The sequence below is a fragment of the Streptomyces sp. NPDC085481 genome, assembly GCF_044541845.1.
Lineage (GTDB): Bacteria > Actinomycetota > Actinomycetes > Streptomycetales > Streptomycetaceae > Streptomyces.
Genome location: NZ_JBITTJ010000006.1, coordinates 123,214 through 136,523 on the forward strand (window position 1 = coordinate 123,214; position 13,310 = coordinate 136,523).

6 protein-coding genes are annotated in these 13,310 nt (G+C 71.2%); all 6 read left to right on the forward strand.

Features of this window, described 5'->3' with window-relative positions:
* Positions 1 to 45 precede the first annotated feature (45 nt).
* Positions 46 to 1,602 (forward strand): TIGR02677 family protein, encoded by a 1,557-nt coding sequence (locus tag ACIGEZ_RS15345; protein WP_399830868.1) that lies wholly within the window; start codon positions 46 to 48, stop codon positions 1,600 to 1,602.
* Positions 1,599 to 2,909: a TIGR02678 family protein gene (locus tag ACIGEZ_RS15350; RefSeq protein WP_399830870.1), complete on the forward strand. Its 1,311-nt coding sequence runs from the start codon at positions 1,599 to 1,601 to the stop codon at positions 2,907 to 2,909. The genes ACIGEZ_RS15345 and ACIGEZ_RS15350 overlap by 4 nt, the downstream gene beginning before the upstream one ends.
* Positions 2,906 to 7,039: a TIGR02680 family protein gene (locus tag ACIGEZ_RS15355; protein WP_399830873.1), complete on the forward strand. Its 4,134-nt coding sequence runs from the start codon at positions 2,906 to 2,908 to the stop codon at positions 7,037 to 7,039. The genes ACIGEZ_RS15350 and ACIGEZ_RS15355 overlap by 4 nt, the downstream gene beginning before the upstream one ends.
* Complete coding sequence (locus ACIGEZ_RS15360; RefSeq protein WP_399830876.1) at positions 7,036 to 8,349, forward strand: TIGR02679 family protein; 1,314 nt, start codon at positions 7,036 to 7,038, stop codon at positions 8,347 to 8,349. Before ACIGEZ_RS15355 ends, ACIGEZ_RS15360 begins: the two co-directional genes overlap by 4 nt.
* Positions 8,350 to 8,809: 460 nt before the next feature.
* Complete coding sequence (locus ACIGEZ_RS15365; RefSeq protein ID WP_399830879.1) at positions 8,810 to 10,429, forward strand: sigma-70 family RNA polymerase sigma factor; 1,620 nt, start codon at positions 8,810 to 8,812, stop codon at positions 10,427 to 10,429.
* Between the two features lie 505 nt (positions 10,430 to 10,934).
* On the forward strand, positions 10,935 to 13,295 hold the full coding sequence (locus ACIGEZ_RS15370) for a non-reducing end alpha-L-arabinofuranosidase family hydrolase (protein WP_399830881.1): 2,361 nt from the start codon (positions 10,935 to 10,937) through the stop codon (positions 13,293 to 13,295).
* The last annotated feature ends 15 nt before the right edge of the window (positions 13,296 to 13,310 follow it).

Below are 13,310 nucleotides of genomic sequence, written 5' to 3' on the forward strand. Positions count from 1 at the left end.
GGCGCCGAAGTACCGCAGGGGTGGCGGAGGAGGGGACGTACCAGCATGCGCAGGGTTCCGCCGGAGATGTTCCGGTTCACCACGGGGGAGACGGCCGACCTGAACGGGGCCGTGCTCGAGGCCTTCGGGGTGGCCGGCGAGCACCTGGAGACCGAGCTCGGGCTCGACGGCGTACGGGAGCGGCTGCGTGCGGTGGGCTGGGTCTCGGACCTCGAGGACGAGGAACTGCACGAGACGCTGAAACGGCTGGTGAAGTGGGAACTCCTTGACGTGGTCCACAACCACGCCCAGAACTACCGCACGGCCGAGGAGTACGAGCGGCGCAACCTGCACTACTCGCTGACCCGCCGGGGCGAGGCCGCGCTCGCCGGGGTACGACACGCCCTGGAGGTGCTCGCCTCCACAGGGGCGCTGCAGACCGCGGTGCTGGAGGCGATCGCCGACCGGCTCGACGAGCTGACCGTGCTGTCCGGTGAACCCGCTGCGGCCGACCGGCGGATCTTCAGCACCCTGCGGGAGCTGGAGGGCCATCTGGAAGGCCTGGTGGAGAACACCAAGGCCTTCAACGGCCAGCTGCAGAGGCTCCTTCGCGCCGAAGGAGTGGATCTGGACGTGTTCCGTGAGGTGAAGGCCGCCACCGTCGCGTATCTCCAGGAGTTCCTGGTCAATCTCGACCGGCGTGGCGAGACGGTGGCCGCCGCCGTGGCCCGTGTGGAGGAGCGGGGCATCGCGGTGTTGCGTGAGCGGGCCCTGCGCGGCGCCGAGCTGCCTCCGGCACCGGGAGAGGCCCCGGCGGCCGGCTGGCTGGAGAGCCGACGGGCGCGCTGGGCGGGGCTGAGGGCCTGGTTCCTGCCGGACGACGGGGCGCGCCCCCGGATCGAGCAGCTGCACGACATCGCCCGGCGTGCCATCGTCTCCCTTCTCCAGGTCCTGGAGCGGATCAACGAGTCCCGGCGCCGCTCCTCCAGTGCCGTGCAGGACTTCCGGGAGCTGTCACGCTGGTTCGCGGCGGCTCCCGAGGAGGACGATCTGCACCGGCTGTGGTCGGCCGCCTTCGGCCTCGGCCCCGCGCGCCACGCCCATCTCGCCCACCCGGACCCGGAGCTGATCCCCTCGTCCCATTCCTGGTCCGAGGCACCGCCGGTGGAGGTGTCGGCGCTGCTGCGGACCAGCGGACGGACCGAACGCTTCACCCGTACGGCCAAGGTGCGGGACGTCACGGCGGTCAGGGCGGAACGTGCCGAGCGGGCCCGGGCGGAACGGGCGGAGCTGGCGCGCGCCTGGCAGGCGCTGGAGACGGACGGCCCCGTACGGCTCTCCTCCTTCAGCGCCCTCGACCCCGCGGCCTTCGACCGTCTCCTCGACCTGCTGGGCCGGGCGCTGGCCGCCCGGCCGGACGCGGGTGGCCGGCGACGGGCCACGACCGGGGACGGCCGGGTGGAGGTGGCGCTGTCGCCGCCTCCCGACGGGCGCACCGCAGTACTGCGTACCGCGCAGGGGACGATGGCAGGTCCGGACTACGTCATCCAGGTCACGGCCGCGGGCGGGGCGAAAGCCTTCCCGGCAGCCCGTGCGGCCACGGGACAGGAGGCCGCAGGATGAGCACCCTCGCCAACCAACTGGCCTCCGCCGAACGGGAGGAGGTCGCCCGCGCCATCCGCCTCCTTCTGGTCCGCCCGCTGCTCACCGAGGCAGCCGACCCGACCGGATTCGACCTGGTGCGGCGCCGCCGTGACCCGCTGGCCCGGTGGTTCGACTACACCTGCGGCTGGAATCTGATCGTGGAACCCCGCCGGGGCTACGCCCGTCTCGCCAAGGTCCGCGCCGACCCCGACGGCTCCCGTCCCGCCCGCCGGGCACGATCCGGCCGGGCCCCGTTCGATCGCCGCCGGTACGTCCTGCTGTGTGTGACCGCCGCCGAGCTGCTGTCGATGCCGATGACGACCATCGGCATGCTCGCCGACCGCGTCGTCCAGGCCACGGCGGCCGACCGCGCGCTGGCGGGGTTCGACCCGGTCCACCGGCCGGAGCGCATGGCGTTCGTCGATGTCCTGAAGCTGCTGGAGTCGTACGACGTGCTGCGCGCCGTGGATGGCACGACCGAGACGTACGTCGACTCCGCGGAGGCGAAGGTCCTCTACCGCGTGGACAACACGCTGCTGATGAGGCTGCCCGCCGCTCCGGTCGGTGCCTCCCGGCTCGCCGTGCCCTCGGAGGAGGTGCCCGCGCGGTTCGAGGACCTCCTCGCCGGCCTGGTCAGGGAGCGCCGCTACGGCAGCCCTCCCGCCGACGGGACGGCCGACGACGCGCATGCCGAGACCGCCGCGACCACGGACGCCCAGCGCAATCTGCGGCTGCGCCACTCGGTGCTGCGCCGCCTCTTCGACGACCCCGTGCTCTACCGGGCCGACCTCGCCGGCGACGAACTCGCGTACGCCACCTCCCTGACCGGGCGCCAGATTCTGCGCCGCTCGGTCGAACAGGCCGGTTTCCTCCTGGAGGAACGGGCGGAGGGCTTCCTGCTCGTCGACCCGGACGCCATTGCCACCGACGTCCGCTTCCCCGACGACACCTCCACAGCCCGAGTCGCCGCGCTACTCCTCCTCGCACCGCTCTGCGCCACACCTGCGGGCCTGCTTCCCGAGCAGCTGGCCGAGGCCGGAGCGGAGCTGCTGCGCCGCTTCCCGGGCTGGGCCAAGGCGTACCAGTCGGAGGAAGGCCCGGCCCGCCTTGCTGACGACGCCGTTCGGATCCTGCTCGACGTCGGCCTGGCAGGCAGGGCCCGAGACCGTGTCGTCGCGCGACCGGCCGCGTACCGCTATCGCCTGACAGAGACCACCGGCCCGGTCCCGAAGAACGATCCGGCAGGCACGACCGCCGTCGGCTCCGGAGAAGGAGACAAGCAGTGAACGTGACGGAGCTTCCCCTCCAGCGACGGCCCGAGGAGACCATCGAGCCGTCACCCGTTCACGACGCGGACACCGGCCGAGGACGCTGGCAGCCCCATCGCGCGGGCATCCTCAACGTCTGGCGCTACTACGATGAGACCTTCACCTTCCACCAGGGTCGCCTGCTGCTGCGCGGTCAGAACGGCACCGGCAAGTCCAAGGCCCTGGAACTGCTCCTCCCCTTCCTCTTCGACGCCAGCCTCCGCCCCAACCGCCTCTCCACGTTCGGCGGTTCGGAGCGCACGATGCACTGGAACCTGCTTGGCCAGGGAGCGTCAGGCAAGACCCGCGTGGGGTACGTGTGGATGGAGTTCCGCCGCGTCGGAGACGACGGCACCGAGTACTGGTTCGGTTGCGGAGCCCGCCTGCACGCGAGCGTGCACACCACCACGGCGCACGCCGACTACTTCACCACCACCGCCCGGATCGCCCACCCCGACGGGGTCCATCTCGTCAACGACACCGGACAGCCCCTGACCAAAGCGGCCCTCGCCGAAGCCCTGCGCGACCGCGGCGAGGTGCATCCGTCAGCCGTCGACTACCGCACCACCGTGCGGCGCGAACTCTTCGCCGGCATGGGGGAGCAGCGGTACGAGTCCCTGCTCTCCGCCTTGCTCCAGCTCCGCCAGCCCAAGCTGTCCGAACGGCTCGACCCCTCCCTGCTGTCCACCCTGCTGTCCCGCGCCCTGCCCCCGCTCGGCGAAGGAGAGATCACCGAGCTCGCCGAGGGCTTCGAGCGCCTGGACCGGCAGCGGGACCACCTCGACCGGCTCGACGCCGAGGTGACGGCGGCCGAGAACGTCGCCTCCCGGCAGCGCGCCTACGCCCGTCGGGTCCTGCGGGCCGGCGCGGCAGCGCTGATCTCTGCGACCACCGAGATGGACGACCTCACTCGGGACGCCCGCGTCAGCGCCGAGGAGTACGAGAAGGCGTGCGAGGAGCGCGCCTCGACCCTGGCCCTGCGCGAGGAACTGGAACTGCGGGCGCACGCCTTGGACGAGATCGTCGAAGGGCTCCGGGAGAGCGACGCCTACCAGAAGGGGGAGGAACTCGACCGGCTCCGTCGCGGCACCGAGGAACAGGTCGCGGCCGCCGCGGAGCTGCGTACCGCCGCCCGGTCCGCCGAGGCCGAGGCGGAGGAGGACCGGAAGCACGCCGACGAGGTCGCGGGACACGCCCGCTCGCGCGACGAGCACGCCCGCGCGACCGCGGACGAGGCACACCGCTCGGCCCAGGCCGCAGGCATGGAGTCCATTCACCACGAGGTGAAGACGATCCTTGACGCGGAAGGGGAGGTGAAGCCTCTCGGCAACGGGACGGCGAACACCCCGGTCAGGACGGGGAGCAGGCGGTCCGATGCTCCTGGCACCGCCGCCCGCCGGCTGCTCCGGGGCGCGGTCACCGCCCGACGGGAGCAGGTCGCCGACATCACCGACGCGATCGACGCCCACGACCGGGCGGTACGCGACCGGGGTATCGCCGAGGGCCTGCTGGACGAGGCCCGCACCCGGCTTGCGGACGCGATCGCCCACCGCGACGCGGCCGCCACCGCCGGAGACAACGCCCTCGCCGCCCAGGCGGAACGGCTGCTTGCCTGGGCCCGGGACTGCACGGAGCTGCGCATCCCCGACCTCGATGAACTGGCCGCCAGGGCGGCCGTCGAGGCAGACGTGCGCGAGCTGGTCGAAACGGTCGCACGACCGCTGGACCAGGAGATCACCACTGAGCGGGCAGGAGTCCGCACCGCGCAACAGGGGTTGGAGCAGGAACGGGACCTGCTCGACGCGCGGAGGCGCAAGCTCAGCGGCGAGACCGATCTCCAGCCCGTCGCTCCACCCACCCGCACCACCGTCCGTACGGCCGCGGCGGGCGCGCCGCTGTGGCGGCTGATCGCCTTCCACGAGGACGTCCCGCTCCCCGTACAGGCCGCGGTGGAAGCGGCACTGGAGGCGTCGGGCCTCCTGGACGCCTGGGTGAGTGCATCCGAAGGGCTCACCCTCCCTGGGCACGACACCCGTGCCGAGGCCAACCTCGCCACGACCGCCCCCGGCTCCAGCCTGCTGGACGTGCTGAGGCCCGAGGAGGACATCCCCGTACCGGCCGGCACCGTGACCCGCATCCTCGCCGGCATCGCGTATGGCACCACCCTGCCCGGCGGGCACCCTGCGGCAGTCTCCTCCGACGGCGCCTGGCGCCTCGCGCCTGCCACGGGTTCCTGGAGCAAGCCGGAGCCCGCCCATATCGGAGCCCTCGCCCGGCAGCGGGCCAAGCAGCGTGAGATCGCCGAACTGGCCGAGCTGATCGCCGAGAAGGACGCCTCCCTGACCACCCTCGCCGACCGGCTGCGGGAACTCGACGCCCGCGCCGCCCGGCTGGCGGACGACCGCACCGCCCGGCCCGACCACCGGGAACTCGACGTCCGCCGACGGGACTGGGACCGGGCCGAGGAGAAGGTGGCCGCCCGGGACGACGCCGTACGCGACGCGACCGGGCATCTGGCCGCACGCGAGGGTGACGTGGCCGGCGCGCTGCGCACGCTGAGCCGCCGTGCCGCCGAACACGGACTGCCCACCGACCGCGACCGGCTGCGGGAGCTCGGCCGCAGCGTCGAGCGGTTCCGCGACCTCGCCGACACCTGGGCGGACGCCCGTATCGACGCGACCGCAGCCGCCGACAGGGCCAGAGAGACGGCCGCACAGGCGGACCGGTCACACCGTCTCGCCGAGAAGCAGGCCGCCGACGCGGCCGCCGCTGAGGCGAAGGCGGCCGGCATGACGGCACGCCTGAAGGCGGTGGAGGAGACGGTCGGCGCGGACTACCGGCAGATCGTCGCGCGCGTCGCGGAGACCCGTGCCGAACGGGTCCGCTGCGGCAAGGAAGCCCGCCAGGCAGCCGAGCTCCTCCTGGGCCTGGAACGCCGCATCGGAGAGCTGCGGGCCACCAGTGGCCAGGACGCCGACCGGCAGGAGAAGGCAGTCGAGGCCCGCGACGGCGCGGCGCGGCGGTTCCGGCACCTGTGCCTGGTGGGTCTGGCCGAGGACGCGGGCGTCGTACCCGAACTCGACGCCAGGGACGGTACCAAGGCCACTCTGGAGGCCGCGCGCGCCATGGCGGCACGGTGGCCCCAGGTCCCGCACGCCCCGCGCCACCTCGGCGACGCCGCCACCCGCCTCTCCGAAGCCGTCCACGAGGCCCGCCGCCACCTCGGCGTCCGCGTCGACCTGGAGCTGGAGCCCGACGACGACGTCCAGCTCTTCACCGCCACCCTGGAGGGCGTCCGCGTCGGGGCGACCGGTCTGCTCGCCGCGCTCACCCAGGAGCGCGACCGCAGCCGCGACGACATCAGCACCGCCGAACGGCGCCTCTTCGACCAGATCCTCACCGGTGACATCCGCCGTCACCTCGCCGCCCGCATCCGCCGGGCCGGCGAACTCGTCGCGCACATGAACGGGCACCTGGAGCGGGTCCGTACCGCCTCCAACGTCGCCGTCCAGCTCGTCTGGGACGTCCGACCGGACCTCCCCGACAGCACCCGCACCGCCCGCCAACTGCTCCTGAAGGACCCCGGTCGGGTCACCGAGTCCGACCGGGAGGCCCTGCACGCCTTCTTCCGTGCCCGCATCGAGGAGGCCAAGGGCAGCGACACGGCCGCGAGCTGGGAGGAGCACCTCGGCGAGGTGCTCGACTACACCGCCTGGCACACCTTCACCGTCCGCCTCGACCGGGCGGACGGGAGCGGCTGGCAGCCCCTGACCAAGCGGCTGCACGGCGCGCTCTCCGGCGGGGAGAAGGCCATCGCACTGCACCTGCCCCTGTTCGCCGCGGTCGCCGCCCACTACGAGGACGTGCCCCTGGCCCCCCGCCCGATCCTCCTCGACGAGGTCTTCGTCGGCGTCGACACCGTCAACCGCGGACAGGTCTTCGCCCTGCTCACCGCACTCGACCTGGACCTCGTGATCACCTCCGACCACGAGTGGGGAAACTACAGGGAGCTGCCCGGCATCGCCGTGCACCAACTCCTGACCGACGGAGACGACGCCGTCACCAGCGCGCGCTTCGTCTGGAACGGCACCGGAATGGAGGAAGGATGACCTTGCGAGACCACCCCGTGTCCGGCGGGACGACCTCTCGGGAGCATCTCGCGTCGGGCGACGCGACCCTTCTCCGCCCCGAACTCCATCCCGTCTGGCAGTCGGTCCATGACCGTCTCTCCTCCGGCCGCCCCGTCACACGCGTACGCCTCGGACTGCTGGACGAGACCCAGCGCGAAGCCCTCGCAGACCTCCTCGGCCTGGACCGCCTGCCGGACCCCCGGCCCTCCGTCGCCCTGGCCCGCCTGGAGGAGGCCGTCACCGAACTCTCCGGCCGCACCGTACGAGAAGTCGTCGCCGAACTCATCGGCCCACTCGGCGACAGAGCCGGTGAACGCCGCCGCCAGGAGGCCGAACGCGCCGGTCTGTGGGCCTGGCTGGCTGGTCACGACACGGTACGGACGCAGCCGGTGCTCGCCGACTGGGCTGCGTCCTGTCGAGCCGCAGGACTGGTCGGCGGCTCGGCGGAACGTACCCGTTCGCTCCTCACCGACGCGCTCAAGGTGCTCGCCGAACTACCGGGCCAGGCCGAACCCCTGCCCGTCTTCGCCGCCCGAGTCCTGAACGGCCACGCGCACGCTCTCGACGACGGCGCGCCCGTCTCCACCCTCGTCCTGCGTGCCCTGGCGACTCTGTACGACATTGCTTCACCGCAGTCCGCAGCGGAACGGCGCGCCCTGTGGTCCCGCGCTGGCGTCGCCGACGACGAGCTGTCCGCCACCGTCATCGCCGGCGGGCTGCGCCCTGGCGGCGACGGCCTTCTCGCCCGTGTGGCCCGCCTGTGCACCGAGGCTGGTCAGGCCGCCAGCCTGACCCTCGCCCACGTCAGGAACCCGGGCGAGGTGACCCTGCCTGCCGCCCTTGCCCCACCCATCGTCCACGTCGTGGAGAACCCCAGCATCTTGGCTCTAGCCCTCCGTCGCTTCGGCTCCAACTGCCCACCGCTTGTCTGCACGTCCGGCTGGCCCAACAGCGCAGCTATCCAGCTCCTGCGCCTACTCGCGGACCAAGGCGCTGCTCTCCGTTACCACGGTGACTTCGATGGCGAAGGCATCCGCATTGCCGCATACGTCATGGAGAAAACAGGAGCGCACCCCTGGCGCATGACGGCGGCAGACTACCGATCCGCGATCGTCCGCAACGCGCACGGTCCTCAACCGGGGCGCGTCACCGGAGCACCGTGGGATCCTGAGTTGGCCGAAGCCATGGCGGAGCACGACATCGCCGTGGTCGAGGAGCTGGTAGCCGATGTGCTGTTGGAAGATCTCGCTGCTGCGGCTCGCCAGGAGCACCCCGCTGGCTGTCCGTGACGCTCATTTGACGCTCCAAGCGACCGAAGGGGCGCTCAGAGGAGCCGTATACCGGTGCTGACCTGTGACTATGCCGACTGCCGTTTCGCGTGACATTTCCGATGACCCACCATGCCGAGTGCGTCGCGATCCTTGAGCCTGCTGAAAGGGTCGCTGACCTGCCGTTTCTCCGAGTGTGCATGATGGGCGTTACGGGCGATACGTTGACGCAGATCTGACGCAGATCTGACGCACGTGACGCACGTTCGACGCACGGACGGCGCGGTTTCTGATGGGGTGTCACGCCTGATGGGCGACCGCCGGGCTGAGTCCTTGGCTGTGCGGCCGTAGGTACTTCGAGGTGGCTGGGGTACTGGCTGCCGAGCTATTGGCTGCCCCTGCCCCATCCGATCGCCGGCAGTCGCTTCATCGTGCGGCCGGCCCTCCAGCTTGGGCTGTGTGCCTTCGCCGACGCTAAGGTATGGCGCCGTACTCGGCGGATCGCTCTCCTGAAGAGGTGGGAATGGGGCTCATGGACGCGGATCACGCGGAGCTGGTTGTCGCGGCGCAGGCCGGCGACGATCGCGCGCGCGAGAAGCTGGTCGCCGCGTACCTGCCGTTGCTCTACAACATCGTCGGGCGAGCGCTGAGCGGACATGCCGACGTCGACGACGTCGTACAGGAGACCCTGCTGCGCGTGGTGCGCGACCTGCCCGCCCTGCGTGCCCCGGAAAGCTTCCGGTCCTGGCTGGTGTCCATCACGCTCCGCCAGATCAATACCCACTGGGAGCGGCAGCGCACTCTCGCCGACCGGACCACGGTCATCGACGAGGCACTCCGGGTACCGAACGTCGGTGCCGCTCTCGAGGACGTGACGATCCTGCGTCTGCACATGTCGGACGAACGCCGTCAGGTGGTCGAAGCCGGCCGGTGGCTCGACCCGGATCATCGGGTACTGCTGTCGCTGTGGTGGCAGGAACGCGCCGGCTTGCTGAGCCGGCAGGACATCGCCGACGCGATGGGGCTCGGTGTCGCCCACGCCGGAGTTCGCCTGCAGCGCATGCGTGAGCAGCTGGAAGCGAGCCGGACGATCGTCGCCGCGCTGGAGGCGGACCCGCGCTGTCCGCGGCTGAACGAGACCGTTGTCGGCTGGGACGGTCTGCGTACATCGGTGTGGCGCAAGCGGATCGGGCGGCACACCCGCGAGTGCCCGGTCTGCACGGCGACGACGACGGAGCGGGTTCAGGCCGAGCTGTTGCTCCTCAGCCTCGCGCCGCTGGCCGTCCCGGCCGCACTCGTCGCCGCTCTGACCGCCAAGGGCCTGCTGTCGGGTGCGGCCGCGAGCGCCGCCGGGCTGGCCACGGCACACGTCGCCGCCGGCACGGCGACGGGGGGAGGCGGCCTGCACGGCTCGCTGCTCGGCAAACTCCACGTGGTGACCGCCCATCCGGTGGCGAGCCTCGCCACCGGCGCCGTGCTCGTCGTCGGGGCCGCCACCTACGGGGTCTGGCCCGAACCGGCGCCGCGGGTGCCCGGCGTCATCGCCGCTCCCACGGCCGCTGCCTCCACGAGCGGTACTCCCACGGTCGGTACCCCCACGCCGATCCCGTCGCCCACCACCCCGCCAACCCCGTCCCCGGCGGGTCCGTCCGCCGTCCCAGGCACTGTTCCGCTGGGCGCGCGGTCGCTGGAGTCCGTGGACCAGCCCGGCCTGTTCGTCACGTACGACGGCGACTTCGCGGCGCTCGGCCAGGTTTCCGCGTCAAGCGGCGAGCGGGCACGGCAACGGGTCACCTTCACGGTCGTCAGGGGACTGGCCGACACGGGGTGTGTCACCTTCCGTGCCGCGGACGGCCGGTATCTTCGCCACCATTACCTGCGGCTACGGCTGAGCACCGACGACGGCAGCGAACTGTTCCGGGAAGACGCCACCTTCTGCCCGCGTCCCGGAGCGGTCGCCGGGTCGGTGACCCTGCACGCGCACAACTATCCCGGATCGGCCATCCGCCACCGCGACGGCGGAATCTGGCTCGACGGCTCCGACGGCACTCGGGCCTTCTCCGGCCAGGCTTCCTTCATCGTGCGCGGGCCCTCGGCCTGAGGGCCGCTCCTCGATCAGCAGGGACCTGGCCGTCTCAGTGACGGCGGGTGATCCCGCCGTACGGTCCCGCACCGTACCCCCTCCACCCGGCGGTGAGCCGGGTTCCGTATCCGAACCCGGCTCCAAGCCATGGCGTCGACGGCTGCCTCGCCGTGAGCGGAGTCCTTCGCCGACGAGCGGCGCGGTGCGCCGTTTCCCGGGGACGACCAGATCGCGCGGCCAGGCATAACGCTTTCCTCGTGCGAGATGCATCACCGAGCAATCGTCCGGACGGCGCGAGTTTTCCGTTACGAGACCGCGCGTCCTCAAGCCTCCACTTCAGGGGTGCCCTTCCCGCCGCTCGCCTTGACGTGCCGGCGTAGCGGGTTTCCCGGCTTCCCCCGTTGACCTGTCCCCTGAAGAAAGCCACTCCCATGACACGACACTCCGCGGCGGATCAGGCCGTCCTGGCCGACTCGCGCACGATCACGGCACCCGGGATGACCCGGAACCCCCGAGGAGAATCATGAAGGGCCTGCACCGGCTCCGCCGGCCTCGCCGGACCTGGGCGATTGGACTGTCGGCCACGGCGCTGGTGGCCGGTGTCGTGACGTTTCTCCCCAGCTCCGCCGGAGCCGCGGGTCTGGGCACCCAGGCGGCCTCCTCGGGCAGGTACTTCGGCACCGCTGTGGCCGCCGGCAGGCTCGGCGACCCGACGTACACCGCGATCGCGGACCGGGAGTTCAACATGATCACCCCGGAGAACGAGATGAAGTGGGACGCCATCGAACCGTCCCGCGGCAACTTCCAGTTCGGCCCCGCGGACCGGATCGTCAACCGCGCCCTGGCAAGCGGCCAGCGCCTGCGCGGCCACACCACGGTCTGGCACTCGCAGCTCCCCTCCTGGGTTGGCGCCATCCGGGACGCGGGCACGCTGCGCAGCGTGATGAACCACCACATCACCACGCAGATGACCCACTACAAAGGCAAGATCTACGCCTGGGACGTCGTCAACGAGGCCTTCGCCGACGGCGGCAGCGGCCAACTCCGCGACTCGGTCTTCCAGAAGGTGCTCGGGAACGGTTTTATCGAGGAGGCGTTCCGCACCGCGCGGGCGGCCGACGCCTCGTCCAAGCTCTGCTACAACGACTACAACATCGAGAACTGGTCGGACGCCAAGACCCAGGGCGTCTACCGCATGGTCAAGGACTTCAAGTCCCGCGGCGTGCCCATCGACTGCGTCGGCTTCCAGAGCCACTTCGGGGCGGGCGGCCCGCCGGCGAGCTTCGAAACCACCCTGGCCGGCTTCGCCGCCCTCGGCGTCGACGTCCAGATCACCGAGCTGGACATCGCCCAGGCGTCACCCACCTACTACGCGAACACGGTCAGCGCCTGCCTCTCCGTGGCACGGTGCACCGGCATCACGGTGTGGGGCGTCCGTGACAGCGACTCCTGGCGCAGCGGCGAGAATCCCCTGCTGTTCGACAACAGCGGCAAGCCCAAGCCCGCGTACACCGCCGTCACGCGTGCGTTCTCCGGCTCAGGTACCTCCCCGGTCAACCCGGCCGGCGGTACCGGGGAGATCAAGGGCGTGGCCTCCGGGCGCTGTACCGACATCCCCGGCTCCGCCACGGCCAACGGCACCCAGGCGCAACTGTGGGACTGCAGCGGACGGCCCAACCAGCGCTGGACCTACACCGCCGCCAAGCAGCTGAAGGTCCACGGGAACAAGTGCCTGGACGCCAAGAGCAAGGGCATCACCAACGGCACCCCGGTGGTCATCTGGGACTGCAACGGCGGCGCCAACCAGCAGTGGAACATCATCACCGACGGCACGATCACCGGCGTCCAGTCCGGGCTGTGCCTTGACGCCGTCGGCGCGGCCACCGCGAACGGCACCAGGATCCAGCTGTACACCTGCGCGTCCGTCGGCAACCAGAAGTGGACAGCGCCGTCCGGCGCGGGCGGCGGCACGTGTGCTCTTCCGCCGACGTACAAGTGGAGTTCGACGGGTCCCCTCGCGCAGCCGTCGAACGGGTGGGCCGCGCTGAAGGACTTCACCCATGTGACGCTGGGCGGCAAGCACCTGGTCTACGGGTCGAGCGCGTCGGGAACCTCCTACGGCTCGATGGCCTTCAGCCCCTTCACGAACTGGCCGGACATGGCGGCGGCCGGGCAGACCAGGATGAACCAGAACGCGGTGGCGCCCACGCTGTTCTACTTCGCGCCCAAGAAGATCTGGGTGCTGGCCTACCAGTGGGGGCCATCGCCCTTCAGCTACCGCACGTCGAGCGACCCCACCAACCCCAATGGCTGGTCCGCGCCGCAGCCGCTGTTCACCGGCAGCATCCCCCGCACCGAATCCGGCACCGGCCCGATCGACCAGACGCTGATCGCCGACGAACGGAACATGTACCTCTTCTTCGCCGGCGACAACGGCAAGATCTACCGGGCGAGCATGCCGATCGGGAACTTCCCGGGCAGCTTCGGCTCGTCGTACACGACGGTCATGAGCGACACGGCGAAGAACCTCTTCGAGGCGCCGCAGGTCTACAAGGTCAAAGGCCAGGACCAGTACCTCATGATCGTCGAGGCGCGGGGTGCGCATGAGCGGCGCTACTTCCGCTCCTTCACGGCCACCAGCCTCAGCGGCTCGTGGACCCCGCAAGCCGCCAGTGAAAGCAACCCCTTCGCGGGCAAGGCCAACAGCGGTGCCACCTGGACCAGTGACATCAGCCACGGTGATCTGATCCGCACCAACCCCGATCAGACCATGACCATCGACCCCTGCAACCTGCAGTTCCTCTACCAGGGCAAGTCCCCCACCGCGGACGGCCCCTACGACCGGCTGCCGTACCTGCCGGCTGTCCTCACCCTGCAGCGCTGACCTGCCCGATCCACG

What these genes read in the sequence shown, in the direction of transcription:
- ACIGEZ_RS15345 (WP_399830868.1), top strand. Translation starts at nt 46, where the DNA reads ATGCGCAGGGTTCCGCCGGAGATGTTCCGGTTCACCACGGGGGAGACG.
- ACIGEZ_RS15350 (WP_399830870.1), top strand. Translation starts at nt 1,599, where the DNA reads ATGAGCACCCTCGCCAACCAACTGGCCTCCGCCGAACGGGAGGAGGTC.
- ACIGEZ_RS15360 (WP_399830876.1), top strand. Translation starts at nt 7,036, where the DNA reads ATGACCTTGCGAGACCACCCCGTGTCCGGCGGGACGACCTCTCGGGAG.
- ACIGEZ_RS15365 (WP_399830879.1), top strand. Translation starts at nt 8,810, where the DNA reads ATGGCGCCGTACTCGGCGGATCGCTCTCCTGAAGAGGTGGGAATGGGG.
- ACIGEZ_RS15370 (WP_399830881.1), top strand. Translation starts at nt 10,935, where the DNA reads ATGAAGGGCCTGCACCGGCTCCGCCGGCCTCGCCGGACCTGGGCGATT.